25 protein-coding genes are annotated in these 26,740 nt (G+C 64.3%); 4 read left to right on the top strand and 21 right to left on the bottom strand.

Going from position 1 to position 26,740, the window contains the following annotated elements:
- Positions 1 to 4: 4 nt before the first annotated feature.
- The 7 genes from tatC to dop all read right to left on the bottom strand — a co-directional run bounded on the left by tatC (position 5) and on the right by dop (position 6,388).
- A complete protein-coding gene (tatC, locus tag HMPREF2550_RS01980) occupies positions 5 to 964 on the bottom strand; it encodes a twin-arginine translocase subunit TatC (RefSeq protein ID WP_083319724.1) in 960 nt (319 codons plus the stop codon).
- An 81-nt stretch (positions 965 to 1,045) separates the two neighbouring features.
- Complete coding sequence (tatA, locus tag HMPREF2550_RS01975; protein WP_070762676.1) at positions 1,046 to 1,342, bottom strand: Sec-independent protein translocase subunit TatA; 297 nt, start codon at positions 1,340 to 1,342, stop codon at positions 1,046 to 1,048.
- Positions 1,343 to 1,393: 51 nt separating this feature from the next.
- A complete protein-coding gene (locus tag HMPREF2550_RS01970) occupies positions 1,394 to 2,335 on the bottom strand; it encodes a helix-turn-helix transcriptional regulator (RefSeq protein ID WP_070789348.1) in 942 nt (313 codons plus the stop codon).
- Positions 2,325 to 3,272 carry a helix-turn-helix transcriptional regulator gene (locus HMPREF2550_RS01965; protein WP_070789346.1) on the bottom strand — a complete coding sequence of 316 codons (948 nt, stop codon included), beginning with the start codon at positions 3,270 to 3,272 and terminating at the stop codon, positions 2,325 to 2,327. The genes HMPREF2550_RS01970 and HMPREF2550_RS01965 overlap by 11 nt, the downstream gene beginning before the upstream one ends.
- Positions 3,273 to 3,299: 27 nt before the next feature.
- Complete coding sequence (gene pafA, locus HMPREF2550_RS01960) at positions 3,300 to 4,691, bottom strand: Pup--protein ligase (protein ID WP_070789344.1); 1,392 nt, start codon at positions 4,689 to 4,691, stop codon at positions 3,300 to 3,302.
- A gap of 4 nt (positions 4,692 to 4,695) precedes the next feature.
- Positions 4,696 to 4,884, bottom strand: a complete 189-nt coding sequence (locus tag HMPREF2550_RS01955; RefSeq protein WP_070762680.1) for a ubiquitin-like protein Pup — start codon at positions 4,882 to 4,884, stop codon at positions 4,696 to 4,698.
- Entirely contained in the window at positions 4,877 to 6,388 is a 1,512-nt protein-coding gene (gene dop, locus HMPREF2550_RS01950) for a depupylase/deamidase Dop (RefSeq protein ID WP_070789342.1), read from the bottom strand. The genes HMPREF2550_RS01955 and dop overlap by 8 nt, the downstream gene beginning before the upstream one ends.
- Before the next feature lie 67 nt (positions 6,389 to 6,455).
- On the opposite strand from dop, the gene HMPREF2550_RS01945 reads away from it, so the two are divergent.
- The gene (locus tag HMPREF2550_RS01945; protein ID WP_070789340.1) at positions 6,456 to 7,943 is read left to right on the top strand and encodes a peptide MFS transporter; all 1,488 of its coding nucleotides are present in this window, start codon (positions 6,456 to 6,458) and stop codon (positions 7,941 to 7,943) included.
- Positions 7,944 to 8,039: 96 nt separating this feature from the next.
- Positions 8,040 to 9,383 carry a tryptophan synthase subunit beta gene (gene trpB, locus HMPREF2550_RS01940; RefSeq protein ID WP_070789338.1) on the top strand — a complete coding sequence of 448 codons (1,344 nt, stop codon included), beginning with the start codon at positions 8,040 to 8,042 and terminating at the stop codon, positions 9,381 to 9,383.
- Between the two features lie 295 nt (positions 9,384 to 9,678).
- On the opposite strand, the gene pdxS is transcribed toward trpB, so the two are convergent.
- Complete coding sequence (gene pdxS, locus HMPREF2550_RS01935) at positions 9,679 to 10,563, bottom strand: pyridoxal 5'-phosphate synthase lyase subunit PdxS (protein WP_070789336.1); 885 nt, start codon at positions 10,561 to 10,563, stop codon at positions 9,679 to 9,681.
- Positions 10,564 to 10,644: 81 nt separating this feature from the next.
- On the opposite strand from pdxS, the gene HMPREF2550_RS01930 reads away from it, so the two are divergent.
- Positions 10,645 to 12,033 carry a MocR-like pyridoxine biosynthesis transcription factor PdxR gene (locus HMPREF2550_RS01930; protein WP_070789335.1) on the top strand — a complete coding sequence of 463 codons (1,389 nt, stop codon included), beginning with the start codon at positions 10,645 to 10,647 and terminating at the stop codon, positions 12,031 to 12,033.
- On the opposite strand, the gene HMPREF2550_RS01925 is transcribed toward HMPREF2550_RS01930, so the two are convergent.
- The 4 genes from HMPREF2550_RS01925 to HMPREF2550_RS01910 form a co-directional block, all read right to left on the bottom strand.
- Positions 11,987 to 13,030: a bile acid:sodium symporter family protein gene (locus HMPREF2550_RS01925; RefSeq protein ID WP_141760486.1), complete on the bottom strand. Its 1,044-nt coding sequence runs from the start codon at positions 13,028 to 13,030 to the stop codon at positions 11,987 to 11,989. The two genes, HMPREF2550_RS01930 and HMPREF2550_RS01925, sit on opposite strands and share 47 nt — an antisense overlap.
- 102 nt (positions 13,031 to 13,132) lie before the next feature.
- A complete protein-coding gene (arc, locus tag HMPREF2550_RS01920; protein ID WP_070789333.1) occupies positions 13,133 to 14,680 on the bottom strand; it encodes a proteasome ATPase in 1,548 nt (515 codons plus the stop codon).
- 27 nt (positions 14,681 to 14,707) lie between these two features.
- Positions 14,708 to 15,541 carry a tRNA (adenine-N1)-methyltransferase gene (locus HMPREF2550_RS01915; protein WP_070762687.1) on the bottom strand — a complete coding sequence of 278 codons (834 nt, stop codon included), beginning with the start codon at positions 15,539 to 15,541 and terminating at the stop codon, positions 14,708 to 14,710.
- Between the two features lie 15 nt (positions 15,542 to 15,556).
- Entirely contained in the window at positions 15,557 to 16,780 is a 1,224-nt protein-coding gene (locus tag HMPREF2550_RS01910; protein WP_070789331.1) for a M18 family aminopeptidase, read from the bottom strand.
- 26 nt (positions 16,781 to 16,806) lie between these two features.
- On the opposite strand from HMPREF2550_RS01910, the gene HMPREF2550_RS01905 reads away from it, so the two are divergent.
- Positions 16,807 to 17,619 (top strand): RecB family exonuclease, encoded by an 813-nt coding sequence (locus HMPREF2550_RS01905; RefSeq protein WP_371441161.1) that lies wholly within the window; start codon positions 16,807 to 16,809, stop codon positions 17,617 to 17,619.
- 14 nt (positions 17,620 to 17,633) lie between these two features.
- Here HMPREF2550_RS01905 and HMPREF2550_RS01900 read toward each other — a convergent pair whose 3' ends face one another.
- The 9 genes from HMPREF2550_RS01900 to HMPREF2550_RS01860 form a co-directional block, all read right to left on the bottom strand.
- Complete coding sequence (locus tag HMPREF2550_RS01900; RefSeq protein ID WP_070789327.1) at positions 17,634 to 19,319, bottom strand: formate--tetrahydrofolate ligase; 1,686 nt, start codon at positions 19,317 to 19,319, stop codon at positions 17,634 to 17,636.
- 36 nt (positions 19,320 to 19,355) lie between these two features.
- Positions 19,356 to 20,666, bottom strand: coding sequence for an anaerobic C4-dicarboxylate transporter (locus HMPREF2550_RS01895; RefSeq protein WP_083319729.1), 1,311 nt, complete (start codon positions 20,664 to 20,666; stop codon positions 19,356 to 19,358).
- 139 nt (positions 20,667 to 20,805) lie between these two features.
- Positions 20,806 to 22,230 (bottom strand): aspartate ammonia-lyase, encoded by a 1,425-nt coding sequence (gene aspA, locus HMPREF2550_RS01890; RefSeq protein WP_070789325.1) that lies wholly within the window; start codon positions 22,228 to 22,230, stop codon positions 20,806 to 20,808.
- 124 nt (positions 22,231 to 22,354) lie between these two features.
- On the bottom strand, positions 22,355 to 23,203 hold the full coding sequence (gene hisG / locus HMPREF2550_RS01885; protein WP_070789428.1) for an ATP phosphoribosyltransferase: 849 nt from the start codon (positions 23,201 to 23,203) through the stop codon (positions 22,355 to 22,357).
- 24 nt (positions 23,204 to 23,227) lie between these two features.
- On the bottom strand, positions 23,228 to 23,491 hold the full coding sequence (locus HMPREF2550_RS01880) for a phosphoribosyl-ATP diphosphatase (protein WP_038590632.1): 264 nt from the start codon (positions 23,489 to 23,491) through the stop codon (positions 23,228 to 23,230).
- An 11-nt stretch (positions 23,492 to 23,502) separates the two neighbouring features.
- Positions 23,503 to 24,186 (bottom strand): HAD family hydrolase, encoded by a 684-nt coding sequence (locus HMPREF2550_RS01875; RefSeq protein WP_256380807.1) that lies wholly within the window; start codon positions 24,184 to 24,186, stop codon positions 23,503 to 23,505.
- Positions 24,179 to 24,583 (bottom strand): hypothetical protein, encoded by a 405-nt coding sequence (locus tag HMPREF2550_RS01870; protein ID WP_070789323.1) that lies wholly within the window; start codon positions 24,581 to 24,583, stop codon positions 24,179 to 24,181. Before HMPREF2550_RS01870 ends, HMPREF2550_RS01875 begins: the two co-directional genes overlap by 8 nt.
- Positions 24,584 to 24,595: 12 nt before the next feature.
- Positions 24,596 to 25,822 carry a cysteine--1-D-myo-inosityl 2-amino-2-deoxy-alpha-D-glucopyranoside ligase gene (mshC, locus tag HMPREF2550_RS01865; RefSeq protein WP_070789322.1) on the bottom strand — a complete coding sequence of 409 codons (1,227 nt, stop codon included), beginning with the start codon at positions 25,820 to 25,822 and terminating at the stop codon, positions 24,596 to 24,598.
- A 58-nt stretch (positions 25,823 to 25,880) separates the two neighbouring features.
- Positions 25,881 to 26,708, bottom strand: a complete 828-nt coding sequence (locus HMPREF2550_RS01860) for an undecaprenyl-diphosphate phosphatase (protein ID WP_371441162.1) — start codon at positions 26,706 to 26,708, stop codon at positions 25,881 to 25,883.
- Positions 26,709 to 26,740: the final 32 nt, after the last annotated feature.

The raw sequence follows: 26,740 nt of genomic DNA, 5'->3' as shown, positions 1-26,740 counted from the left end.
CCCCTTAGAGTACGTCCTCGAAGGGATCCTTGTCCGCAAAGGAGTGTGACTGTGTCTTTGACTGGTGCGTCGCTTGCGGCGCGTTGCCGATGTTGGAAGCGCGAACCGGGGTGCTCGGTCCAACTGGCGTGGCGGCCCCGATCGCACCCGAGGAGGTCACTGGACCGGAGGCCTGCTCGTCGTCCAAGTCCATCCAATCCGGGCGGTTCGCGCCCGTGCGCTTGTCGTGAATGCGGCAGAACTGGAAGGCCATCTCCACCAGCAGACAGATCGAGATGCCGAGGGCGAGCATGGAGAAAGGATCCTGGCCCGGGGTCATCACCGCGGCGAAGCAGAAGATCAGCACGACGATCATGCGCCGCTTGTCCTTGACGTGTTCGTAGCGCAGGATGCCGACGAGGTTGAGCATGATCAGGATCAGCGGCACCTCGAAGCTCACGCCGAAGATGATAATGAGCGCGAGCAGGAAGTTGTAGTACTCACCGCCTGTGAGCGCCGCGACCTGGAACTCCGAGCCGATGGACATGAGCACGAGCAAGCCCTGGTCGAGCACGAAGTAGGCCAGCACCGCGCCTGCAACGAAGAGGAAGACTGCCACAGCAACGAAGCTGAAGGTGTAGCGGCGCTCGTTCTTATGCAGACCGGGTGTGATGAAGTTCCAGATCTGGGTCAGCCACACCGGTGAGGCTAAGACGAGTCCGGCGAGCGCGCCGACTTTGAGGCGCAGCATGAACATCTCAAACGGGCTGGTAGCCAGCAGCCTGCACTGCCCATCGCCGGAAAAGTCGGCACGGAGCTCGTCCGGGAGGTTGCAGTAGGGTCCGCGGATGATCTCGCCGAGCGGCATCACGCCAGGAGGCGAGGTTTGGTACCAAATGAACCCGATAATCGTGCCGACAAATACCGCGGCCAAAGAGATCATGACGCGCCGACGCAGCTCCTGGAGGTGCTCAACCAGGCTCATCTCACCGGTTGGGTTCTTCGCCCTCCTGCTGCGCTTCAGCTTTAGCGACAACGCCACTCCCCTCTCAACGTGCAGTAGCGCTTACTGGTTGCGCTGGTTTTCCGGCTTGTCCCAGAACGACTCTGGGCGCGCCGCCTGCTGCGCGTCGCTATTGGTGATGCCGTTGCTGCCGCCAGGGGTAGCGTCCAGCTCGCGCTGCGGCTGGGCCTGCTCCGGCTGGCCTGCCGCGTCATCGTTCTTCATCTCCTTGACCTCGGACTTGAAGATGCGCGCCGAGCGGCCCATGGAGCGGGCGAGGTCAGGCAGCTTATTCGCGCCGAACAGGAGTAGCACGATGACGAGGATGATGAGGATTTCGGTCCAGCCAATGCTAGCCATAGTGGATCAAGTCTCTTTCCTACGATTCCGACAGACGTTAAACCTAAAGCGCTATCTTAACGCGTCGGCCGCGCGACATGCACGCTCACGCACCTTCGCGGCCAAGTCTTCTGGCGCGACGAGACGCAAACGGTCCGCGTGCGCGAGGCAGAAACGGGCCAGCCAATCGTCCGAGCCGTAACGCAGGGTTGCATCGACCCACTCGGGAGGCTGGTCGGCCGCAGCTGGCGTGAGCTCGAGTTCAAGCTCCCAGTACTCCGCCATCCACAGGGCATCACCGCGCACCTTGAAGTGCGCCACGTTGCCGTCGTCAAAGGCGAAGGGCTCGTCGGCGTCTGCGGCGGCGCGCACGGCGCGCTCGTCGACCGCCTCTTCGCTGACGTTGATCTCGCGGATGCGGTCGAAGCGGAAGGTCTTCTGCGTGTCGCCCTCGAGCGCGCGCAGGTAGGTCTGCTCGTCGCGCTGCAGCACAGCAATTGGCGACACCGTGCGTTGGGTGAGCTGGTCGGAGGTCGCGGAGTAGTAGCGCAGCTGGAGCTTTCTACCTTCGGCGATCGCCTCTGCAATCGTGGCCGCGACCGGGGTGTTTGCCGTGATCTGGTCCACATCGGTCACCCCGGCAGTGTTGGTGACTGCACGGATCTTGTCCGCGGCCGAGCGCACCGCATCGACGTTGACTAGGCCGGGCAAGGTCTCCAAAGACTCCAGCAGGAGCAGCAGAGCGTGCGCTTCTGTGGGTTTGAGCCGCAGCGGCGCGTTGAGTCCCTGGTCATCCAGCACTGTGACCCCGCGCCAGGTGTGCGCAAGGTCGAACATCTCCCCCGGCCCACGCCCCACTCCGGACAGGTGCAGCCGGTCCAAATCGTCGCGGACTTCCGCCACATCCATGTTCAGGTCGCGGGCGATCTCCATCAGCGTCTTGCCCTGGTGCCGGGAGACATACGGTAAAAGGTTGAGCAGGCGCACCAGCCGCCCCGATTGCTCATTCGCCATGATCTCCTCCCCCTGCCTGCGTCAGCAGCGCAAGCACATCGCGCCTAATGTCTTCCGGTTCGATCGCTCGCACGTCGAGCGCATGGGCGGCGGTCGTGCGCACGACCCAGTCGCGCTCTACCTCCCCCAGGACGATGGTGTCTGTCTCGCCGGTTGACCCGGGCTCGCGGGCGCCCTTTGCGGCGAGTTCCTCGGCGGTGCCCGCGCCGACGGTAATGCGGGCATCCGTCACCGGGCCGCGCAGCAGCTCGCGCACGATCTCGCCCGGGTCCCCGGTCGGCGAGTGGAAATCTGTGGTGTCTCGCACCAGCGTCACATCCGAGATGCGGGTGGCCCGGAAGACGCGCTCGGCGTCACGGTCCACGTCCCAGCCCACCAGGTACGCCCTGGTGTTGAGGGAAACAATGGACCACGGGTCGACCGTGCGCCGCTGCACGCGGCCGCTACCCGGCACGTGGAAGTCGAAATGGGCGCGCAGATTATGGCGGATCGCGCCGAGCAGCTGGTGGAAGGCATCCGGATCCAGCTGGGTTGCGTCGTGTGCGGCGGAGGCGAGCGGGGCGCTGTCAAAGGTGCGGGTGGCACCCGACGCGGCCAGCTTGGTCCAGCCGGAGCGCGCAAAGGCACCGAGTGAGCCGCGCTGGCTCAGATCGACGGCGAGACCCACGACGCTCGCCTCTTCTTCGGTCAGGTCGACTGGCGCGAGCTCGTAGCGTTCCCGGTCGAGGCTCAGCTGTCCGTCGCGATAGCGCACGGGAACTCCGGCGAGGCGTAGTGCTGCGACGTCGCGGCGGATCTGCAGGTTGAGGGCCTCTTGGCTGCGGTGCTGGTAGCCGTCGACGTGCTGGCCCACCCACGCGGTCTCCCGCCTGCGTGGCGAGCCGAGCAACGCGAACGCAAGGTTCGCCTGGCGCACCTCTGGTTCTAGCTCCGCCACGTCACCTCCCGTGCTTGTCTGTCTGCGCTACGCTTCCGCGTCGAGCGAGTCAATGTAGTCAATGAACTCGTCGACGCGCGGGTCGGTGGACGCAAACGGGTCGAGCAGCTCGAGCGTGCGCGGCTCGGGCCGGTTCGTCTTCAGGTGTACCCAGTCCACGTTGTAGTCCACGCCCGCGGCCCGCGCGGCGGTGAGGAAACGCCCCCGCAGTGCGGCGCGCGTGGTCTGCGGCGGTTGGGCGGCTGCCTTGGCGATGGACTCATCGTCGGTCCAGCGCTTGGCCAGCCCCTTGCGCTGCAGCAGGTAGAACAGTCCCCGGTTGGGGTTGATGTCGTGGTAGGTCAGATCGATCTGTGCGAGTTTGGGGTGGTCCCAATCCGCGCCGAGCTTGTCCTTGAACTGGGTGAGCAGCTTGCGCTTGATCACCCAGTCGATCTCCGTGTCCACACCTGAGAAGTCCTGCGAGGCAATTGCGTCGAGCGTGCGCGACCACAGGTCCACCACACGCGCCATCTCCTCGTTCGGCGTGCCCTCGTCGGGGCGGGACTCCAGCCAACGCTCGGCGGCCGCAAGCGTTGCCTGCTGCACCTCGAGCGCGGTCATAGTGCCGCCCTCCTTCAAGCGCAGCGGGGTCTGGCCCGTGGGGTCCGTGGCGATCTCGCGGATGTGCTCGATGGCGTTGTCCAGGGTGAAGTCCGGCAGGTCGAAGCCCGCTTCGAGCATCTCGATGACCAACAGTGTGGAGCCGACCTTCAGCGCGAAGGATGGTTCGGACATGTTGGAGTCGCCCACGATGACGTGCATGCGTCGGAAACGGTGCGAGTCGCCGTGGGGCTCGTCGCGAGTGTTAATGATCGGGCGGGTGCGCGTTGTCGCCGATGAGACACCCTCCCATACTTGGTCGGCGCGTTGCGAGATGACGAAGCGGCCCTTCTTCACCATGCCCGCACCACAGATGAGCTGGCGGGTGATCATGAACGGCAACAACTGCGTGCCGAAGGATTTCAGCGCGAGCTCGCGGCTGATCAGGTAGTTCTCGTGGGTGCCGTAAGAGTTGCCCTTCGAGTCCACGTTGTTTTTGAACAGGAAGACGTTGCCGCCGACGCGGTCGTCAGCAAGCGCTTGCTCAGCTTCGGTGGCGAGCTGGTTGTACAGCAGCTCACCGGCCTTGTCGTAGTTGAGCAATTGCGTGACCGAGTCACATTCGGCCGTGGCGTACTCGGGGTGCGAGCCTACGTCCAGGTACAGGCGCGAGGCGTTTTCGGTGAAGATGTTCGAGCTGCGGTGCTCCGCCACGACGGGGCGAAACAGGTAGCGCGAGATCTCCTCGGGGGTGAGAACCGCTTTACCGTCGAGGACCGCAGTGACTCCGAACTCGGTCTCCACTCCCATCACGCGGCGGGGGTAGACAGTGGTCATGGGGTTACTGCCCGCCCTTTTGTACGAACGAGCGCACGAACTCCTCCGCGTTGTTGTCCAGCAGGGAATCGATCTCGTCGAGGATGTCGTCGGTGCCCGTGGTGTTCAGCTGCGCCTGCCCGGCGTCGAAGGCCTCCTCCTGTGCCCCATCGTCGCCGCTGTTGCCGCCTTGTACGTACTGCTGCTTAGACATGCTTGAATCCTAATCCCTTCAACAATGCTGTGATGTCCTCGGCGCGCTCAACGAGCTCGCCGATCTCTTCCTTGGTAAAGCCATCGACCTTGTCCATCGGCAGACGGTGCGGCTGGTTGTTCACCGAGAAAATCACCGACTGCCAGCTCGATGCCACGATGTCCTCGCCGAACTTCTCGCTCACGCGGCCGCGGAAGTAGGCGCGCGAATCGGTCGGCGGCTCTGTGACCGCCCGCTCGATCGTTGCCTCGTCGACCAGTGTGCGCATTTGCCCCTTGCGCACCAGCGCGTGGTAGAGCGACTTCGCCGGGTCGATATCCGCGTACTGAATGTCGATGAGCTTGAGCTTCGGGTCCGCGATATCCCCCCCGCGATCTAAGTAGCGCTTGATCAGCGACCACTTCGCGGTCCAGTCCAGCCGGTCCGCGGTGCTCAGCGGGTCGCGCTCGAGATCGTCCAGGATCTCACCCCACAGGGCAAGGACCTTGGTGTCTACCTCGTCGAGCTCCGGCAGCGCGGCAGCGCGCTCACGGTAGATCCGTAGGATCTCGATGGCGGTGAGCCTGCGCCCGTCGGCAAGCAAGAGCTCGTGCGTGCACGTCGGGTCGTGGGAGACCTGCTTGATCTCGTCGACGGGGTTTGCAAGCCGCAGGTCGGAAAAGTCGACGTCGGATTCGATGCAGTCGAGCACGAGCTTGGTCATACCCATCTTGAGGAAGTTGGAGTACTGGCTCATGTTCGCATCGCCCACGATGACGTGCAGGCGGCGGAACTTGGCGGCCAGCGCGTGCGGCTCGTCGCGCGTGTTCACGATGCCGCGGTTGAGCGTGGTCTCCAGCGAGACCTCCTGCTCAAAGTAGTCGGCGCGCTGCGAGATCTGGAAGCCCTCACGCTCCGATTCCTGACCGATGCCCATGCGGCCCGCACCAATGATCACCTGGCGGGTAACGAAGAAAGGAATGAGCGCCTGGGTCAGCCGCGCGAAGTCGGTCTTACGCGAGTACTGGTAGTTCTCGTGGCTGCCGTAGGACTGGCCCTTGCCGTCGACATTATTCTTATAAAACTTCAGCGGCGGGCACGGGTCGATCTTGTCCAGCACGCTAATCTGCTGGTCCCACAGCTCGCGGATATCGGCCGCGGCCTTGTTGAGCACGTAGTCTCCCGCCGCGTCATAAATCATGGCGTCCCACGCATTGGAAACCTCCGGCGAGGAGTACTCCGGGTGCCCATGGTCGACGTAGTAGCGCGCGCCATTGGTGGTGACCACGTTGGCCACCCCCATCGCGTTCGCGTCCACCACCGGGACGGTGCGATAACGCTGCAGGTCGAAGCCGCGCGTGTCTTTGAGCGGGGCCTCTTCCTCGTAGCTCCAGCGGGAGCGGGCGGCAGTGTTCATCGCCGCGTACGCCACCACCGCGTGGGTAGAGGTGAGCAGTTGGCTTATCGACGGGTCGTCCGGGGTTGTGATCCCGTACTCAGTCTCAGTGCCCATGTAACGTGTCATACCGCACTACCGTACCCGGCGCGGCGGGTATTTGTGTGAAAAATACGATTGAGCGTATTTTATTTACATGAGTTCTGTCACCCACGCAAGCAACCCCGAGGTAGCGCCGAAGGAACGGAAGTTCTTTGGGCAGCCTTGGGGGTTGGCCAACCTTTTCGGCATCGAGCTCTGGGAGCGCTTCAGCTTCTACGGCATGCAGGCCCTGTTGGCCTTCTATATGTACTACTCCACCACCGAGGGCGGCCTCGGGATGGACCAGACCACTGCGTTGAACCTGGTCGGTGCCTACGGTGGCTTTGTCTACATGATGGCGCTGGTCGCTTCCTTTGTCGGCGATCGCCTCCTTGGCTCCGAGCGCACGCTGCTCTACTCGGCCATCCTGGTCATGATTGGACACGTTGTTCTGGCTCTGGTGCCTGGCGGCGTCGGTCTTGCCATCGGCCTCATCTGTATCGGTATCGGCTCTGGCGGTGTGAAGACGTCTTCTCAGGTTGTTCTGGGCGAGCTGTACACCCGCGAGGACCCACGACGCGACGCGGGCTTCTCCATCTTCTATATGTCAGTCAACATTGGCGCCCTGCTGGGCCCGGCCCTCACCGGCGCGATCTGGGGCATGGCTGGCTTCCATTGGGGCTTTGGCCTCGCGGCGATCGGCATGGCGCTGGGGCTTGTCCAGTACATCCTCATGCGTGGTTCCAGCATCGGTGCTGCAGGCTCGGAGATCCCCAACCCGCTGCCGCACTCCGAGTACGGCAAGTGGATCACCGGCACCGTCATCGTCGTTGGCGTCGTCGCCATGTTGCTGGTCACAGGCGTTGTTCCGCTCAGCTCGCTGTCCTGGATCGTGTTTGCGGTTGCGCTGGTCGCTACTGTGTTTCTGCTCTGGGAGATGTTCCAATCCGAAGAGGTCACTGCCGTGGAGAAGTCCCGCCTGACCGGCTACATTCCCCTGCTCGTTGGCTCGGTGGCGTTCTTCGCCATCTTCCAGTCGCAGTTCACTGTGGTCGCGGTCTACTCGGATCAGCGCGTGAACTTGGACTTCCTCCTGTGGGAGCTCACGCCGGCGCAGGTGCAGTCCTTCAACCCGGCGTTCATCATCATCTTCTCCCCGATCTTCGCAGCTTTGTGGACGAAACTCGGCGATCGCCAGTGGTCTTCTTCGGTGAAGTTCGGCGTGGCCAACATCGTGATTGGTCTCTCGCTCTTCCTGTTCCTGCCGTACGTTGGCGGCGGTGAGCAGTCCACCCCGCTCTTCGTGCTCGTGTTGATCCTCTTCCTCTTCACGATGGGTGAGCTCTTGCTCTCGCCAGTTGGCAATTCCCTTGCCACCAAGGTTGCCCCCGAGGCTTTCAAGTCGCGCCTGTTTGCCGCCTGGTTGATGACTGTTTCGATGGGTACCGCACTGTCTGGTGTCCTCGGCTCGCTGTACAACCCGGATGATGCAACCGCGGAGCGCACCTTCTTCCTCTCCCTGTCCGCAGCCACGATTGTGCTTGGCGTGGTGCTCATCGCTATTCGACGCTGGGTGCTGCAAAAGTTCGGAGACGTACGCTAGCGGCTTTACACGTTTCGACGAATACGCCGAATCAGCCCCGCGGGCTGGGCTTGCGGGGTAGGCTACCCGGCAACGATGCAAACGAGAGGTGAACCCATGTCTGATGTCGACAAGATTGAGCGCGATACGCTTCTACCTGCATATTTCGGGCAGTTCGGTGGCCAGTACGTGCCCGAGCCGCTCTACCCGGTGCTCGATCAGCTCGAGCGCGCTTTCGTGGACGCCCGCGAGGACAACGAGTTTCTCGACGAGCTCTCGCGCCTCCAAGCGAAGTTCCTCGGCCGTCCGACTCCGGTTTACGAATGTGCCAACCTGCCGAGGGTTGGTGCGTCGAAAATTTTCTTGAAGCGTGAGGATCTTGCGCACGGTGGCGCGCACAAGGGCAACCAGGTGTTGGCGCAGGCGTTGCTCGCGAAGCGGTTGGGCAAGAATCGCCTCATCGCCGAAACCGGCGCCGGCCAGCACGGCACCGCCACCGCCATGGTTGCCGCGCTGATGGGCATGGAGTGCACAATTTACATGGGTGCGCAAGACGTTGCCCGCCAGCAGCCGAACGTGCGCCGCATGCGCCTGATGGGCGCCACAGTCGTCCCCGTCACCAACGACGCCGGCGGCTCCATGTCCAACGCCATCGACATCGCTCTGCAGGACTGGGTTGAAAATATTGACTCCACCCACTACGTCCTCGGCTCCGCCTGCGGTCCCCACCCCTTCCCCACCCTGGTCAAGGAGTTCCAGGCTGTTATTTCGCGCGAGTCCCGCCAGCAGATGCTGGAGGACACCGGCAGACTTCCCGACGCCGTCATCGCCGCAGTCGGCGGCGGCTCCAACGCCATCGGCGCCTTCGCCGAATACCTCAAGGATGAGCCCGGCAACGCCGATGTCGAACTCATCGGCGTCGAACCCGCCGGCGAAGGCCTAAACACCGACCGCCACGGCGCACCGCTCAACCATGGCAAGCTGGGCATCCTGCACGGCTCCCGCTCCTTTATTGTCACTGGTCAGGACGGCGAAGTCCTCCCCGAGTCCTTCTCTGTCTCCGCCGGACTGGACTACCCGGGCGTCGGCCCCGAGCACGCATACCTCCGCGAGATCGGCCGCGCCCAATACGTCGCCGTCACCGACGAGGACGCCCTCCAGGCCTTCCGTCTGCTCTCCCGCTACGAAGGCATCATCCCCGCTCTCGAGTCCTCCCACGCCCTGGCCTACGCCCTGAAACTCGCCGAAGTCGCCGACGCCGACGGCCACGAGCTCAACCTGCTGGTCAACCTGTCCGGCCGCGGCGACAAGGACCTCGACTACGTCTACAACATCCTCGGCGACCAACTCTTCGACGACCCCGAGCAAGCCCCCATCGGCGACCTCCACATCAGCGAAGTCCTCGCCTCCATGACCAGCTCCTCCAACGAGCGCGAGGCCGGCCACACCGTCGCCCACTAGTTTTGGGGGCTCTTGCCCTCACCTCACGACCTTGGACTTTCTCGCCTGCCCAATAGGCGCTTTACGTCAAGGGTTGTGAACGATGTGTGGTTCACATTTGATGGTGTCGGGTTGGAGTGTGGGCGCTGTGCTGGTGCGGATGATGGTGACGTGGCACAGGTTCCTTTAGCAGTTTGAGTATGTCACTGTCCTTTCAGATGGAGGGAACGGAAATACACATAGCCCGCCCACAATCGGGTGGACAGGCTATGAATCTTCGGCGACCTGAGGTGGAACTGCTGCCAACGTAATGGGATTACCAGCCGCGTTCTGCGAGGCGGTGCGGCGCCGGCAGGTCGGCGACGTTGATGCCCACCATCGCCTCGCCGAGGCCGCGGGACGCTTCGGTGACAACCGCGATGTCGTCGTAGTGCTTGGTTGCCTTGACCACGGCCTTCGCGCGGGCTTCGGGGTTGCCTGACTTGAAGATGCCGGACCCGACGAACACACCGTCCGCGCCGAGCTCCATCATCAGCGCTGCGTCTGCCGGGGTGGCGACACCACCGGCGGTAAACAGCGGTACCGGCAGCTTGCCGTGCTCGGCGACGTAGCAGACGAGCTCGTAAGGGGCCTGCAACTCCTTCGCCGCGACGTAGAGCTCGTCGCGGTTGGCGGCAAAGGTGGCTTGCAGGGCAGCGATCTCGCTGCGGATCGTGCGGATGTGCTTGGTCGCCTCCGAGACGTCGCCGGTACCGGCTTCGCCCTTCGAGCGAATCATGGCCGCGCCCTCGTTGATGCGGCGCAGTGCCTCGCCAAGGTTCGTCGCACCGCACACGAAGGGCACGTTGAAGTCACGCTTGTCCACGTGGTTGACGTAGTCCGCCGGGCTGAGCACCTCGGACTCGTCGATGTAGTGGACGCCGAGGTGCTCGAGGATCTTCGCCTCCACGCTGTGGCCGATACGTGCCTTGGCCATGACCGGGATGTCCACGGCGTTGAGGATGCCCTCGATCAGGTCCGGGTCCGACATGCGGGCCACGCCACCCTGGGCGCGGATGTCGGCCGGCACGCGCTCCAGCGCCATGACGGCAACGGCGCCGGAATCCTCGGCGATCTTCGCCTGCTCCGGGGTGACCACGTCCATGATCACGCCGCCCTTGAAGGAGTTGGTCAGCTCTGCAAATTTGGTGAAATCAGTCATAGTGACCAATCTTTGGCCGCCAACTGGTAGATTCCAAGGTCCAGTTTTATTTTCATTCTTTGTACCAGTTAGGTGGTGTGCGTGCTCCTCGACATCTCCCCTTCGCTGCCCGTGCCACTGCCAACACAGATTGCGCAGCAGATCCGACTCACCGTAGCCGAGGGCACCCTGCAACCAGGCGACAGGGTGCCGAGCACGCGCTCGCTAGCGCGGCAACTCGGAGTCTCCCGGGGCACCGTTGTCTCCGCCTACGACCAGCTCATCAGCGAGGGGTTCTTCCTCTCCGCGCAGGGCGCACCGACCCGCGTCCATCCGGAGCTGACGCGATCTCCTGCGGCGCAGCCGCCGCGCCTAGTCGGAGTCTCGCGAAAGCTCCCCCGCGCTCGTATCTCTTTGCGGCCGTCTGCCGGGAGTAGCGGTGCTGTGCGTCCTGCCGCGTGGCGCAAGGCGTGGCGAGAGTCCATCAACGTCACCGGCACGAGCGTGGACAAGACCGGCGAGCCGGAGCTCAAAGCCGCGATCGCCGAGCACCTGCGCCTCGCCCGCGGCGTCACGGTAGATCCGGACCACGTTGTCATCACCGGCGGCTCGCGCGAGGGTCTGCTGTTGATCCTGCACGCACTCGGCCCGCAGCTGCGCGTCGGCGTGGAGGATCCCGGGCACCCTGGGCTGCGCCGCGTGATTCCGCTCGGCGGACACGAAGCAGTCCCCTGCACAACCAATGCTGGCGGCGTAGAGGTCGACGAGTTGCCTGGAGACCTCGACGCACTGCTGGTTACCCCCTCGCCCCTCTCCCCCTTCGGAGGAGCGATGAGCGCAGCCCGCCGCTCTGCTTTGTTGAACTGGGCATCGACGACAGGCGCCGTGCTCATCGAGGACGACTTCAATACTGAGCTGCGCTACCTGATCTCCCCACAACCGACGCTGGCCACGCTCGCGCCCGGTGCGGACGTGCTGACCCTGGGAACCTTCTCCACCCTGCTGTCGCGGGAGTTGTCCGCCGGGTATGTCATCGCCCCGCCGGCGCTCGCGCCCGCGCTGCGCCATACCCGCGAAGTCCTTGGAATGCCGGTCGCGACCGTGACACAGCGTGCTATCGCCAACCTGCTCGCCGGTGGGTACCTCCGCCGCAGTACGCGCGCAGCGCATACCCGCCTTGCGAAGCGACGTGCCGTCCTTGCAGAGTCTTTACTCCCCGCGCTCAAGCAAGACGGCGTCAGCGTGACAGTCCCGGATGCTGGTGGTGCCGACGTCAGCGTCGCGTTTTCCACGCCGGTGGTACGCGACTACTTCGAGAAGGACCTCGCCGGACAAGGCATTGAATGTGGCCACGAATCTAGTCTCTGGTCAGACGGCAAGGATGGGCTCGTGCTGAGCTTTTCCCACCTCACTGACGCGGACTTCCACATCGCGGTCGACGCAGTTACTGCGGCTGCGTCGCGCCTGTCTGCGCAGGCTCCGAAGCAATAGTCGACGCTTGCGCGCCTGCTGGCGGGTTAACGTCGTGACTGCGTGTACTTCTCCGGACTGCCCAGGCGTAGACGGCACCCGTAATGTTGTGCAGGACGGCTGCGACGGCACCTGGCAGCGCTGCCTCAGGGGAAAAGAACTTGCCCGCCATGCCGCTGGCGAGCCCGGCCGACTGCGTACCGACCTCAATAGCCACGGTACGGCGGTAGCTCTCAGGAAGCCGGGTGAGTTTGGCCGTGTAGTAACCGAGTACGTAGCCGAGCACGTTGTGAAGCAGCACTGCGGCGAAGACGAGAAGGCCGACCTCAACCAGTGCCTCACGGTTCTTCGCCACGGTAGGAAACACCACGCCGCCGATACCCGCGATCGAGATCCACGGCAGCACCGGTGAGATATGTTCCATCCACGCGTCCAGGACGTAGCGCAACACAACGCCACCAATGACTGGGATGAGGACCGTCTGCGCGAGCGACCATGCCATACCGGCGCCGTCCACCTGCACGTCCGCGCCAGCGAGCAGCAGCATGATGATCGGCGTGACTATCGGGGCTAACAGCGTGGACACACTGGTCATGGCAACGGAAAGTGCGACATCACCCTTGGCCAAGTAGGCGATGACGTTCGATGAGGTGCCACCCGGTACAGAACCGAGCATGAGCAGGCCGACGGCCAGTGCTGGGTGCATGCCAAAGAGCTTTGCTACCCCAACTGCGGCGAGAGGCATGATGACGAACTGAGCCACCACGCCGATGGCGATGGGCACTGGCCTTTTCACCACTTCTTTGAAGTCCGGGATGGTCAGCGTGAGCCCCATGCCGAACATGATGATCATCAGGAAGTAGGTGATGTAGCTCGTCAGAGGCAAGAACGGCCCAGGTATGAAGAATGCGAGCACCGAACCGGCAAGGATGAACGCTGGAAACGCAGCGACCGCGATCGCGGCGGAGCGATCCTCCTGCGCGGTAGAAGTTGGTTGCGGTGTGTGCGGGGTGGTCATGGACTCTCTCCTATTCACTGTGTGGAATGGTATTCCACGGTATGGGATAGGGGGAGTGTAAGTGATCACGCCCACACTGTCGCGTTTGTATTCACGTTCGGCTTAGCCAACAACCTCCGCGCTGACCACGCGCTTGCCCTGGCGGCCGGTGATCCGTGCCCACTCGTCCGGGTTCGCGGTGTTCGGCATGTCTTCGCTCTCGTCCTGCTCTGCGCGCACTGCGGCTCGGAGGTGGTCGGCGGTGACGCCGTGCGGTGCCGTCTCATCTCCGGTGCCCATTGCGGCGATGTGGTCTTTAATCGCAAGCTTCTTCGCTCGGTCCACAACGTTGGCGATCATGGCACCGGAGATGAAGTCGGCGTAGTGGAGGAGCTCGGAGGAGCCGTCGACAAGCTCGAGGCGCACGAAGGGGCGCGGGGCGAACATTGCCTCGGCGGCGGCGTCGATAAGCTCAGAGGGCTCGGCGGCGAGCGGGATCTGCGGCGTGATGTAGCGCGCCAGGATGTCCTCGGCTTCCGCGCGGTTCGGGCGCGAGACGCGCACCTTGATGTCGAGCCGGCCCGGGCGCAGGATCGCCGGGTCGATGAGCTCCTCGCGGTTCGTGGCACCGATGACGATGACGTTTGCGATGTCCTCGACGCCGTCGATCTCCGTGAGCAACTGTGGGACCACGGTGGTCTCCATATCGGAGCTCACGCCGGAGCCGCGGGTGCGGAAGATGGACTCCATCTCGTCGAAGAAGATGATGACGGGGCGACCGTTTGCGGCGAGTTCCCGGGCGCGCTCGAAGATCAGGCGGATGCGGCGCTCGGTTTCGCCGACGAACTTGTTCAAAAGCTCCGGGCCTTTGACGTTAATGAAGTGTGCCTGGCCGCCGTCCCCGATCCGCTGGGAGAGCGAGTTGGCCACGGCCTTGGCGATGAGCGTTTTGCCACAGCCGGGCGGGCCGTAGAGCAGCAGGCCCTTCGGCGGGGTGAGGTCGTAGTCCCGGTAGAGCTCCGGGTAGGTAAAGGGCAGCTCCACCGAATCTTGGATCATCTCGATCTGCGAGCTTAAGCCCCCGATGTCGGCGTAGGTGACGTCCGGGACTTCGTCGAGCGAGAGCTGGTTGACCTCGGTCTTCGGCACGCGCTCAAAGGCGTAACCGGCACGGGTATCCACCAGCACGGTATCGCCTGCGCGGGCGGTTTCTACCAGCGGCTGCGCAAGGTGGACCAGGTGCTCTGTGCCCTGCTGGTCGGCGACGATCGCGCGCTTGGTGTCAATCTTTTCGGACAGAGTGGCAAGCTGGCCGACGTTCTCGTACCCGCAGGCCTCCACCACGATCGCACCGTCGCCCAAGCGCACCAGGGTGCCCGGGCGCAGGGCTTCTGGCGCTACGTTGGGCGCGACCTTGACGCGCATCCGCCGGCCGGAGGTAAACACCTCGGCCTCAAGGCCGCGGCGGGAAGCAGCCTCGAGGAAGATGCCGTAGGTCGACGCCGGCTCTCCCAGTGCCTCGACCTGGGCGTAGAGGTCGTTGAGCTTGTCACGGCTCGCCTTAAGCAGCTCCGCAAGCTTCTTGTTGCGGGAGCTCATCGCCTGGTTCTCGCGCTTGAGCTCGCGCAGCTCGGGGCCAAATGCGTCGTCGTTGATTGCGTTGGATGCCATAGACACCACCCTAGCGGGTCAAACGCGCTACTTGCGTGCGCGGCGCTGCGGGCGCGGGGGCGTGACGCCGTCGGCAAGCCTGCGGGTCCACACCAAGAATGCGGTGTGCGCGTTCATGCGGTGCTCCGGGCGGGTGGCCAGGCCCTCGACCTTCCATTCGCGCAGGAGCGTCTCCCAGGCGCGGGGCTCGGTGAAGCACTTCGCCTCGCGGATTGCCTCCATGATGTTCATCAACTGCGGCACCGTGGCCACGTACGTCATGAACACCCCGCCGGGGATCAGCACGCTTTTCACCGTGTCGATGAAGTGCCAGGGCTCCACCATGTCCAGGATCACGCGGTCGACCGGGCCGTCGAGCTCCTCCGGAGTGATCTCGCCGAAGTCCCCCAGGCGCGGGGTCCACCACTCGGGCGTGCCGTTGAAGTAGTCCGCCACGTTGTCCCGTGCGAAGGCCAGGTGGTCGTCGCGGATCTCGTAGGAGAACACCCGGCCTTCCGGGCCGACGGCGCGCAGCAGCGACATGGTCAGCGCACCCGAGCCGGCTCCGGCCTCGAGGACGCGGGCACCCATGAAGATGTCGCCCTCTACCAGGATCTGCGCCGCGTCCTTGGGGTAGATCACCGCGGCACCGCGCGGCATGGACAGCACGTGGTCGACCAAGAGGTGGCGGAAGCACAGGTAGTCCGAGCCCAGGGTGGACTTGACCACCGAGCCCTCGTCCGCACCGATGATGTCATCGTGCATGACGATGCCCTTGTGGGTGTGGAACTGCCCGCCTTCGACCAATTCGATGGTGAAGTGGCGGCGTTTCGCGTCGGTGAGCTGGACTTTGTCTCCTGCTTGGAAAGGACCTGAATACATGGGCCTAAGTATGCCCTACTCCCCTGCCGCCGCGTAAAACGCAGTCAGTGCCTTGACGAAGTACTCCATGTCGCGTGCGCCGCACAGCTCGCGCGCCGAGTGCATGGACAAAAGCGGCACGCCAGCGTCCACGGTGCGGATGCCCATGCGGGTCGCAGAGATCGGGCCGATCGTGGTGCCGCACGGCACGTCGTTGTTGCCCACGAACTTCTGGTTTGGCACCCCGGCCGCTTGGCAGGCGCGCAGCCACTCTGCTTCCGTTACGGCGTCCGAGGCGTAGCGCTGGTTCGCGTTGATCTTCAACACCGGGCCGGCGTTGAGGCGCGGGCGGTGCGTGGGGTCGTGCTTCTCCGGGTAGTTCGGGTGCACCGCGTGCGCGGCGTCGGCGGAGACCTGGAAGGACTGCGCAAACACCTCGAAGGGATCGCCGATCTCGCGGGCGATGCGGTGCAGCACCCGCTCGAGCAGCGGGCCGCCGGCACCAGTGGTGGTCGACGAGCCGATCTCTTCGTGGTTGAAGGCCGCGAGCACCAGGATGTCGCGGGAATCCTCCTTCGCAGCCAGCAGTGCCTCGAGCGAGGCCCACACGCTGGTGAGGTTATCCAGGCGGCCTGCGGCGAGCAGATCGCCGAGCAACTCGCCGCGCTGCGCGTCGGCGGTGATCAGCTCGTGCGCGAAAATGCGCTGCGGGTCCACGCCCGCGGCCTCGCCGACCAGCTCCATCAGCGGGCGGTCGCCGCCGAGCACCGGAGGCGTGTGCGCCTGGCGGTTCACCGTCGGGCCGTCCGCGCGGTAGAGGTGGATGGCCAGGTTGGGGATGCGGGCGATCGCGCCAATGTCGACGAGGTGCTGCGCCCCGTCATCGGTGACGATGCGACCAGCAAAGCGCAGGTCCCGATCCAGCCAGCTTTGCAGGATCGGGCCGCCGTAGACCTCCACCGCGACCTGGCGCAGCCCCTCGCGCTCAAAATCCGGCTCCGGCTTGGCCATCAGGCCGGGCGAATCAGTGTGGGAGCCAACAATGCGGAAGCGAGGGCGGGCGGTTTCCGGCACCCACCACGCGATGACCGCCCCGCCGTCGACGAGTACGTGGCCGCCGGGGGCTGCTGGGGAGTCGGGGGTGGATGAGGTGGCGTCGAGAAGCGAAAAGCCCTGCTCCACGAGGGTGGAGGCGACGCGATCGGCCGCGTGGAAGGCGCTGGGGCTTGCGTGGGTGAAGTCAATAAAGCGAGCGAGCATGCCTCCACTCTAAGATGTGGGGCACCATGACACCACGACCGCTTGCACTTTCCCCGTCCCGCGCCTCCGACTACCAAAGCTGCCCGTTGAAGTACCGGCTGCGCACCATCGACAAAATCCCCGAGCCGACGACGGAAGCGCAGGTCAAAGGCACACTCGTGCACGCGGTCTTGGAGGATATGTTCAGCTGGCCGCGCGAGGAGCGCACCTTCCCGGCGGCGGTGAAGCGCATCAAGCCGGCGTGGGCCGCGCTGTGTGAGAAGGATCCGAGCAGCGCCGAGCCGATTGACGACGAAATGGCGCTTTTCCGGGATGCGCGCGACCTGCTGCGCGGCTACTTCCACATGGAGAACCCGCTCGGCTTTGACGCCCACGAGCAGGAGATGTACGTCAACACCGTGCTGCCCAACGGCGTGCCGGTGCGCGGCTTCATCGACCGGGTCGACATCGCCCCCACCGGCGAGGTCCGCGTGGTGGACTATAAGACCGGCAAGAAGCCACTGCCCCGCTACTCACAGGATGCGCAGTTCCAGATGCGTTTCTATGCGCTGGTGTACTGGCGGTTGTTTGCAACCATCCCCACTCAGCTGCGGCTGATGTATTTGAAGGTGATGGACTCGATGTTCCTTTCACCCTCGCGCGAAGAGCTGGAGTACTTCGAGCGCGACTTAGGCGAGCTGTGGGCGAAGATCGAGGCAGATGGCAAGGAGGGGCACTTCCGGCCGAAGAAGTCGAAGCTGTGTGGCTGGTGCGCCTTCCAGGACCTGTGCCCGGAGTTTGGCGGTACGCCGCCGGAGTACCCGGGATGGCCGGGCTCGGCGGCGGATACCGCGGACTAACTCGTCGAGTCGCTTTAGAACAGGCCGGTGATGTGGCCGTCCTCGGCGACGTCGATGTTGTTGGCCGCCGGGGTCTTCGGCAGGCCCGGCATGGTCATCACATCGCCGGTGAGCGCGACGACGAAGCCCGCCCCGGTGCGTGGGATGAGCTTGCGCACGTGCAGCGTGTGGCCTGTTGGTGCGCCGAGCTGCGAGGGCTCGTCCGAGAAGGAGTACTGCGTCTTGGAGATGCACACCGGCAGGGTGTCGAAGCCGTTTGCTTTCAACATCTTCAAATCGCGCATCGCATTGACGGAGTATTGCACGTTGTCGGCGCGGTAGATCTCGCGCGCGATGGTCTCGATCGAGGCCTCAATCCCGTCGGCCGGGTCGTAGAGCTGCGTGGACGTACCCTCGGAGAGGTTGTCCAGCAGCGTGGTCGCAAGCTGCGTGGCACCCTCCCCACCCTTGGCCCACACGTCTGCCTCGGCGATGGCCACGCCGGTACGCTCCGCCCAGTCGCGTACCCACTCGAGCTCGGCTTCCGTGTCAGAGGTAAAGCGGTTGAGCGCGACGACCGGGGTCACACCGAACTTGCGGATGTTTTCCACGTGGCGCGCGAGGTTGCTGATGCCCTGCTCGAGTGCATCGAGGTTTTCCTGCTCCAGGTCCTCGCGCGCAATCCCCGCGTTGTACTTGATAGAGCGGACCGTGGCCACGACGACGGCACCGGCAACATCCAGGTCGCCGTAGCGTGCCTTGATGTCGAAGAATTTCTCCGCGCCCAGATCGGAGCCGAAGCCGGCCTCGGTAAGCACGATGTCCGCGTACTGCATAGCGGTGCGGGTGGCCAGCAGCGTGTTGCAGCCGTGAGCGATGTTGGCAAAAGGGCCACCGTGGATAAACGCCGGGGTGCCGCCGAGGGTTTGCACCAGGTTCGGGTTAATCGCCTGCTTGAGCAGCGCGGCCATGGCACCTTCCGCGCCGAGCTGGCCGGCGGTGACAGGCTCCTGGTCGTAGGTCAGCCCGATGGTGATCCTGGCCAGGCGCTCCTTCAGATCGTCCAGATCCGTTGCCAACCCGAGGATCGCCATGATCTCCGAGGCGGCAGTGATGGTAAAACCGGTCTGTGCGGGCACGCCGTTGGTGGGTCCACCCAGGCCGGTGACGACGTTGCGCAGGCTGCGGTCGTTGACGTCCAAGCAGCGCTGCCAGGTCACGCGGCGCGGGTCGATGTTGAGCTCGTTGCCCTGGTGGATGTGGTTATCAATCATCGCGGCCAGGGTGTTGTTCGCCGAGGTGATCGCGTGGAAGTCGCCGGTGAAGTGCAGGTTGATGTCCTCCATCGGGACGACCTGAGAGTAGCCACCGCCAGCCGCGCCACCCTTGATGCCCATGACAGGGCCAAGCGAAGGCTCGCGCAGGGCCACCATGGCGTTATGACCGAGCTGCGCGAGCGCGTCGGTCAGCCCGATCAGGACGGTGGATTTGCCCTCGCCCGCAGGCGTGGGCGACACACCGGTGACCAGCACCAGCTTCGCGTCGGCCTCCCCGGGGTTGCGGGCAACATCGACCTTGGCCATGTGCGCGCCGTACGGGATCAGCGCGTCCTGGTCCACGCCGGCCTTCGCGGCAATGTCCGCGATCGGCTCGAGCGTGTGGGCCTGGGCAATATCGACGTCAGTTTTCGGAGCTGCTGTTGGTGCTTTGGTCTCAGACATGCCCCCACAGTACCGCAGGAACGGAGATGAAGGACGCTAGAGAACGACGGCACCAATCCCGTATCCCAGCAGGATAGAGATGGTGATGCACGCGATGCCGGGGATGATAAACGGGTGGTCAAAGACGTATTTGCCGATCCGGGTCGAGCCGGTGTCGTCCATCTCCACCGCGGCGAGCAACGTGGGATAGGTCGGCAGGACGAACAGCGCCGAGACTGCCGGGAAGGCAGCCACCGCGGTCAGCGGGCTGACACCGATGGCCAATGCGGCGGGCATGAGCGCCTTCGCTGTTGCTGCCTGCGAGTAGAGCAGGCAGGCAGCGAAGAAAAGCACGACTGCGAGCAGCCAGGGCTGCGCTTGCAACACGTCGCCGGCGATGACCTGGATGTCATCGATGTAGTGGTTGATAAAGGTCGTGCCGAGCCAGGCGACGCCGAGGACGCACACGCTGGCAGACATGCCGGAGCGGAAGACCTGGGTGGTGAGTACCTCGGCGGACTTGCTCTTGGTCACCCAGCAGATCACTGCCGCAGCCGAGAGCATGATTGCCATAATCGCCTCGTTGCGCGGCACTGTCGGGTCGGGGATCAGACCGATCTGCTGGGAGATCAGCGTGGCGTAGGCCATGACGATGAGGATGGCGGCGAGGAAGATGCCGACGGAGGCCTTGGCTCCGGGCTTCGGGGAGAACCCGGCTGAGGTGTGCGAGGTCGACACCAGGCCGTCGGCCAAGCGCTGCTGGTAGACCGGATCATCTTCTAAGTCGCGCCCGAGCCGGTTGGCCAGCCAGGCGGTGGGGAAAATGGCGAGGAAGGTCGCCGGCAGCATTACCGCGAGCAGCTGCAGGTAGCCCACACCGTGCGGCTCAAGCAGTGCTGCCATAAACACCACGGCGGCCGAAATTGGCGAGGCCACGATGGCCATCTGGGAGGCAATCACGGCGACTGAGAGCGGGCGTGAGGGGCGTACCTTGCCTTCCTTGGCCACCTCCACGATCACCGGGAGGGTGGAAAACGCGGTGTGGCCGGTACCCGCGAGCACCGTCATCAGCCAGGTGACGATCGGCGCGTAAATGGTCACGCGCTTCGGGTTAGAGCGCAGGAACTTCTCGGCCAGATACACCAGGTAGTCCATGCCGCCCGCGAGCTGCATCGCGGAGATCGCGGCGATGACGCACATGATGATGCCGATGACATCAAAGGGAATGTCCTCGGCGGTGACGGTCACGCCGGTCGCGCCGAGCAACAGCACGCCGAGCCCACCGGCGAAGCCGATAGCGATTGATCCCATTCGGGCGCCCAGTACGATGGCGCCGAACAGGATGATGAGGTGGACGAGCAAGAGCAAGGACACGGGGCGACTCCTCTGTTCAATCCTTGAGGTGTTCTGATGCGAGTTCCATTATCGCCCCGATGGTGTTACCAATACAATTTGGCCGAGCGTGAGATGCGTTACGCTCCCACGCCCGGCCTCGGCTACAGCCGGATTAGTCCTCGTCTACGTACAGCTTGCCCCGGTACTCAGGGTGCATGAGGTTTTCCTTGCTCAGCACGGCATCGAGCTCCTCCTCGGTGAGCAGCCCCTTCTCCAGGACCAGCTCGCGCACCCCGCGGCCGGTCGCTGCTGCCTCCTTACCGATGAGGTCGCCGTTGTGGTGGCCGATGACCGGGTTGAGGTAGGTGATGATGCCGATGGAATTCTGCACGTACGCCTCGCAGACCTCCTTGTTGGCGGTAATCCCGGTGACGCACTTCTCGCGCAGGGTGCGCGCCGCGTTAGCAAGCAGCGAGATGGAGTTGAACAGCGACTGCGCGATCACCGGCTCCATCACGTTGAGCTGCAGCTGGCCGGCCTCGGCAGCCATGGACACCGTCAGGTCGTTGCCGAAGACCTTGAAGCACGCCTGGTTGACCACCTCGGGGATGACCGGGTTGACCTTCGCCGGCATGATCGACGAGCCCGCCTGGCGCTCCGGCAGGTTGATCTCGTTGAGGCCCGCGCGCGGCCCGGAGGACAGCAAGCGCAGGTCGTTGCTGATCTTGGACATCTTCATCGCGGCGCGCTTGATCGCGCCGTGCATCATGACATACCCGCCGGTATCCGAGGTCGCCTCGATCAGGTTCGGCGAGGCCTGGATATCCAGGCCAGTCACCTCACGCAGCGCAGCGACCGCCTGGTCGCGGTAGCCCTTCGGCGTGTTGATCCCGGTGCCGATCGCGGTGGCGCCCAGGTTGATCTCCAGCAGCGACTCCGCCGCGTTGACCAGCGTGCGGTTCTCCTCCCCCAGGTTCTCACCAAACGCGGTGAACTCCTCCCCCAGCGTCATCGGTACAGCGTCCTGGAGCTGGGTGCGCCCCATCTTGATGATGTCCGCGAACTCGTCGCCTTTCGCACGGAACGCCTGCTGCAGCTGGTCGAACTCCTCGATGAGATTCTGCACCGCGTGGTACAGGCCGAGCCGCAAACCGGTCGGGTACGCGTCGTTGGTGGACTGCGACATGTTCACATCGTCGTTCGGGTTGAGCGCTGCGTAGTCGCCCTTCTCCTTGCCCATGTACTCGAGCGCGAGGTTGGTCACAACCTCGTTCGTGTTCATGTTCAGCGAGGTACCTGCCCCGCCCTGGAAGGCGTCGATGGGGAACTGATCCATGCAGCGCCCATCTTCAAGGATCTGATCGCAGGCCCAGACAATGGCCTCCGCTTTGGCCTTCGGCAGTGCGTGGAGGCGCCGGTTGGCCAGCGCCGCCGCCTTCTTCACCTGCACCATGCCGCGGACAAAGTCCGGGAAATCATTGATGGTCTCGCGCGAGATCTGGAAGTTGTCCACCGCGCGCAGCGTGTGGATGCCGTAGTACACATCGGCCGGGACGTCGAGGGTGCCAAGCAGGTCTTCTTCTTTACGAGTGCTCATGCCGCCCAAACTACCAAGCAACGCGCCCCCGCCACATGCCTCGCCCGGTTTGGGGGTGAATGCGCGGGGCATGCTTCTCGACGCCTACGTAGCTACCTGCGTGACGCGCCCCCGCAAGCCCCCCTTAGAGCCGGGCGATACGCAGCTCGGTGGCAATCGTGCCCTCGGCACCAAGATCCGTGAGCGCGTCCATGATGCGGTTTGCCTCCTTGCGCGGCACCATCGCACGGACCGCGACCCAGTTCTCGCGCGACAGCGGCGAAACCGTCGGGCCGGTAATGCCCGGGGTGAGCGCCAGCACCTCGTCGAGGGAATCGCGCGAGACGTTGTAGTCGATCATCAGGTAGTTGTGGGCGTTGAGGATGCCCTCGATGCGCTTGAGGACCTTCACGTGCCCGTCGCCAAGCACCATGTCCTTCCGCTTGACCACCCCCGCCTCGCTGGCGATGATCGGCTCGCCGAACGGGGCCAGGCCCTGCTGGCGCAACGTCGCGCCGGTGGAGACCACATCGGCGATCACGTCAGCCACGCCGAGCTTGATGGAGATCTCCACCGCGCCGTCGAGGCGGATAACCTGGCCCGGAGTGATACCGCGCGCGCCGAGGTAGTCCTCCACCAAATGCGGGTACGAGGTGGCAATGCGCTTGCCCTGCAGATCCTCGACTGCCCAGGTCTCGCCCTGCGGGGCGGCAAAACGGAATGTGGAGGCACCAAAGCCAAGCTCCATGACCTCTTCGACGTTGGCGCGGGAGTCCTCCGCCAAGTCGCGGCCGGTAATGCCTAAGTCGAGGTGGCCCTGGGCGACGTAGATCGCGATGTCCTTAGGGCGGAGGAAGAAGAACTCCACCCCGTTCGGCTCATCCACGATGTTCAGCGCCTTGTTCAGCCCACGGCCCTTGTAGCCGGCCTCCTTGAGTACCTGCAGCGCCTTTTCCGACAGCGAGCCCTTATTGGGCACGGCAATTTTGATCAGCGGTTTGTCCATTGCTGCTACTTCCTAGAGGTACTTGTAAATGTCTTCCGGGGTCAGCCCGCGCTTGATCATCATGACCTGCGTCCAGTAGATGAGTTGGCTCATCTCCTCGGCGAGCTCTGCGTCCGACTGGTACTCGGACGCGATCCAGACTTCGCCGGCCTCCTCGATGATCTTCTTGCCGATGAAGTGCTCGCCCTTGTCCAGCGCTTCGACGGTGCCGGAGCCCGCGGGGCGGTCGGCGGATTTTTGGGTCAGCTCAGCAAACAGTGCATCGAAAGTTTTCACGCCTTCAAACCTTAGCCCAGTGGCCTTGCCGCCGCGGCAAACCATGCGGAAACATCCGCCACCGTCGCCCCCACAAAGCGCGCTGGGTCAAACTTGTACACCCCGCGCGGCACCTCTTGTGCAAGGCCGAGCACGCGGCAACCAGCAGTGGCTGCGGCCGTCATGCCGGTGAAGGAATCCTCCGCGACCAGACACGACGCGGGGTCTGCCCCGACGCGGCGGGCGGCCTCGGCATACATGTCCGGGGCTGGTTTCGGGGCGGTGACCTCATCGCCGGTGATCGAGTCGGTGAAGAACTCACGCCCGATCGCGTCGATGCAGCGATCCGCCAGGGAGCGCTCGGTGTTCGTGGTGACAAACATCGGCACGCCCGTGGCCTCTAAGAGGCTGAGCAGGGGGCGGATCCCCGGAGTGAGCTCAATGCCGTGTGCGAGCTTCTCCGCCATCCGCGCGTACATCCACTCCCGCAGCGTGTCCTCCTCACCCGGAACGAGTTCGTAGTCGGCCCACCGCGCACAGATGCGCAGCGACTCGGCGAAGCTTGCGCCCTCGGTCTTCTTGCGTTCCTCCGGGGTGAGCCTGCGCCCGAGTTTCTCGGAAAGCTCGAAGGTGGTCTCCGCCCACACCGGCTCTGTGTTAATGAGCGTGCCGTCCATGTCCCAGAAGATCGCTGCGGGAAGCTCGTGCTTACTCAAATTCCGGCAGCTCCCCCACTGCTTCGTCCTCCGCGCCAACCGCTACTGCGGCGCGACGTACGAGGTCTTCCAGCTCAGCCTTCTCCTCGGGTTCGAGCACGGCGTACTCGTACTTAGCGTTGAAGGCCTCCAGGTTGTCGTAGAAGGGCGTGACCAGCGATGTCAGGCGCGCGGCGTCGGGCGCAGGCTCAAGCAGGTCGACCGCGTCGAGAAACATCTCGAGCAGCTTCTTCAGCTCGGGCAGCGCATCCGGGTCGAAGGGCTGCTCCCACAGCTCCTTATCGCTGTCGTTGAGGTAGGAGCCAGTGGCGAAGGTACGCAAGTCATCGATGAACTCGTCGACCTCCGGCTGCAGCTCGGTGCGGACGGAGGATTCTGCTGGTGTTGGCGTTGTCATGGTCTCTATTCTTTACGACTCGGCGAAAACGCGCACGCCGAGCAGGCCGTCAATCGCATCCGCGAACAGGCCCTCGTGGTCGCCGCGTGCTTGGTTAATGAGGCGTAGCGCCCGGGGCGTGTCCAGGTCGTCGGCAAGCGCGGCGCGCAGCTCGTTGGTGTTAGCCAGCGCCTCTGCCTCGGATACCTCGTTGCTTAAGCGCTCCTGCCAGCGAGCAAGGCGCTGCTCGGCGGCTTTGAGCCCGCGGTCGCTGAAGTCGCGGTCGGCCCGGTAGTGGTCGGCAAAGACCGCCACGCGGATGGCGTCGGCGCTGTGGCCCTGTTCGGTGAGCTTGTGCACGAAAACGAGGTTGCCCAACGACTTCGACATCTTCACACCGTTGAGCGCGATCATGCCGGAGTGGACGTAGTGGCCGGCCATGCGCGGGGTGCCGAGGGCCGCCTCCGCGTGTGCTGCCGAGAACTCGTGGTGCGGGAACGCCAGGTCGGAGCCCCCGCCCTGGATGGCGAAAGAGGAGCCGAGGCGGTTGGTGGCAATCGCGGAGCACTCCACGTGCCAGCCGGGTCGGCCCGCCCCCAGCGGTGTCTGCCAGGACGGCTCACCCTCGCGCGCCCCGCGCCACACCAGGGCGTCGAGCGTGTCGCGCTTGCCCTCACGCTGCGGGTCGCCGCCGCGCTCAGCGAAGAAGGCCTCCATGGTGGTCCGATCCAAGTTGGACTCGTAGCCGAACTGCTCGGTGGCCGTGATGTCGGCGTAGATATCGCCCTTGTCGAGGCGGTAGGCCGCGCCAACGTCGAGAAGCTTCTGCACCATTTCAGCGACCTCATCGATCGCTTCCATCGCGCCGACGAACTCGCGCGGCGGGATCACCGAGAGGATCTCCATGTCGCTGCGGAAGAGGTTGATCTGGCTGCGGCCCAGCTCGCGCCAGTCAACGCCGTCGCGCTCGGCGCGCTCGAACAGCGGGTCGTCCACGTCGGTGACGTTTTGCACGTAATGGACCTTGTGGCCGTTAGCCAGCAGCTGGCGCTGCACCAGGTCGAAGGTGAGGTAGGTCGCGGCGTGGCCCAAGTGGGTGGAGTCGTACGGGGTGATCCCGCAGACGTAGAGGCCGACCTCGCCGCGTGCATCCGGTGTCACGTTAACCGGACGCACTTTCTGGTCGGCGGTGTCGTACAAGTGCAACGGCCGGGGGAAACCGGCGACGTGCTTCACATTCGGGTAAGGCCAGGATTGCATGGCAACCACCCTAACCCATCTGCGCCGGTTTCAGCGCAGTCCGGATAACAGCCGCAGACTAGACCGGCTGCATCACACCCGTGGCCAACAGGATCATCACGATGATGCCCAGCGGGATGCGGTAGGCCGCGAACCAGGCAAAGGAGTGGTTGGACACGAACTTCAAAAGCCAGGCAATGGAAATGTAGCCGAGCACGAAGGCCACGCCGGAGCCGACCAAAAGCTGGATGCCGCTAGCGGCTTGTCCGGCTTGGGGGTCGAAGGCGTCGGGAAGCGAAAAGAGCCCCGAGGCGAGCACGGCCGGGATGGCGAGCAGGAAGCTGAAGCGGGTGGCCACCTCGCGGTCCAGGTTGAGAAAGAGGCCACCGGAGACCGTGCCGCCGGAGCGCGACACACCCGGGATGAGCGCGAGGCACTGCCACAGGCCCATCACGATTGCGTCCTTCATGTTCAGTTCCTCGAAGCTGCGGGTCTTTCTGCCCTTGCGCTCGGCGAGGATGAACACGAGGGAGAACAGGATGAGCACCGCCGCGGTGATCCACAGATTGCGCAGGTTTTCCCTAATCAGGTCCTTGAACAGCACGCCCATTACCGCGACCGGGATGGTGCCCACGATGACCATCCAGCCCATGCGGTAGTCAAAGCCGCGCTTGTCCTTGTTGGCCAGGCCGACAAACCAGCCCGAGAGATAGCGCCAGATGTCTTTGGCGAAGTAGACCAGCACCGCGAGCTCCGTGCCGAGCTGGACGACGGCGGTGAAACTGGCACCGGCGTCTTGACCCCAAAACAGCTCGGAGACGATGCGCAGGTGCCCGGAGGACGAGACCGGCAGGAACTCGGTCAGCCCCTGCACGATCGACAAGACGATGACCTGGATCCAGGTCATGGACTCGGTGAGTTGCGTGGGATCAGTCATGG

The sequence above is a fragment of the Corynebacterium sp. HMSC074A01 genome, assembly GCF_001831515.1.
Classification (GTDB): domain Bacteria; phylum Actinomycetota; class Actinomycetes; order Mycobacteriales; family Mycobacteriaceae; genus Corynebacterium.
The sequence above is the reverse complement of the archived record's forward strand: the minus strand, read 5'-3'. Positions and strand labels throughout refer to the sequence as shown.

Coding starts and splice junctions, on each gene's coding strand:
- mshC (WP_070789322.1), bottom strand. CDS start 25,822: ATGCAATCCTGGCCTTACCCGAATGTGAAGCACGTCGCCGGTTTCCCC.
- pafA (WP_070789344.1), bottom strand. CDS start 4,691: ATGACCACTGTCTACCCCCGCCGCGTGATGGGAGTGGAGACCGAGTTC.
- HMPREF2550_RS01945 (WP_070789340.1), top strand. CDS start 6,456: ATGAGTTCTGTCACCCACGCAAGCAACCCCGAGGTAGCGCCGAAGGAA.
- HMPREF2550_RS01905 (WP_371441161.1), top strand. CDS start 16,807: ATGACACCACGACCGCTTGCACTTTCCCCGTCCCGCGCCTCCGACTAC.
- HMPREF2550_RS01970 (WP_070789348.1), bottom strand. CDS start 2,335: ATGGCGAATGAGCAATCGGGGCGGCTGGTGCGCCTGCTCAACCTTTTA.
- HMPREF2550_RS01915 (WP_070762687.1), bottom strand. CDS start 15,541: ATGTATTCAGGTCCTTTCCAAGCAGGAGACAAAGTCCAGCTCACCGAC.
- HMPREF2550_RS01870 (WP_070789323.1), bottom strand. CDS start 24,583: ATGACAACGCCAACACCAGCAGAATCCTCCGTCCGCACCGAGCTGCAG.
- tatA (WP_070762676.1), bottom strand. CDS start 1,342: ATGGCTAGCATTGGCTGGACCGAAATCCTCATCATCCTCGTCATCGTG.
- HMPREF2550_RS01925 (WP_141760486.1), bottom strand. CDS start 13,030: ATGACCACCCCGCACACACCGCAACCAACTTCTACCGCGCAGGAGGAT.
- HMPREF2550_RS01910 (WP_070789331.1), bottom strand. CDS start 16,780: ATGCTCGCTCGCTTTATTGACTTCACCCACGCAAGCCCCAGCGCCTTC.
- pdxS (WP_070789336.1), bottom strand. CDS start 10,563: ATGACTGATTTCACCAAATTTGCAGAGCTGACCAACTCCTTCAAGGGC.
- tatC (WP_083319724.1), bottom strand. CDS start 964: ATGAGCCTGGTTGAGCACCTCCAGGAGCTGCGTCGGCGCGTCATGATC.
- dop (WP_070789342.1), bottom strand. CDS start 6,388: ATGACACGTTACATGGGCACTGAGACTGAGTACGGGATCACAACCCCG.
- HMPREF2550_RS01955 (WP_070762680.1), bottom strand. CDS start 4,884: ATGTCTAAGCAGCAGTACGTACAAGGCGGCAACAGCGGCGACGATGGG.
- aspA (WP_070789325.1), bottom strand. CDS start 22,230: ATGAGCACTCGTAAAGAAGAAGACCTGCTTGGCACCCTCGACGTCCCG.
- trpB (WP_070789338.1), top strand. CDS start 8,040: ATGTCTGATGTCGACAAGATTGAGCGCGATACGCTTCTACCTGCATAT.
- HMPREF2550_RS01860 (WP_371441162.1), bottom strand. CDS start 26,708: ATGACCTGGATCCAGGTCATCGTCTTGTCGATCGTGCAGGGGCTGACC.
- HMPREF2550_RS01900 (WP_070789327.1), bottom strand. CDS start 19,319: ATGTCTGAGACCAAAGCACCAACAGCAGCTCCGAAAACTGACGTCGAT.
- arc (WP_070789333.1), bottom strand. CDS start 14,680: ATGGCATCCAACGCAATCAACGACGACGCATTTGGCCCCGAGCTGCGC.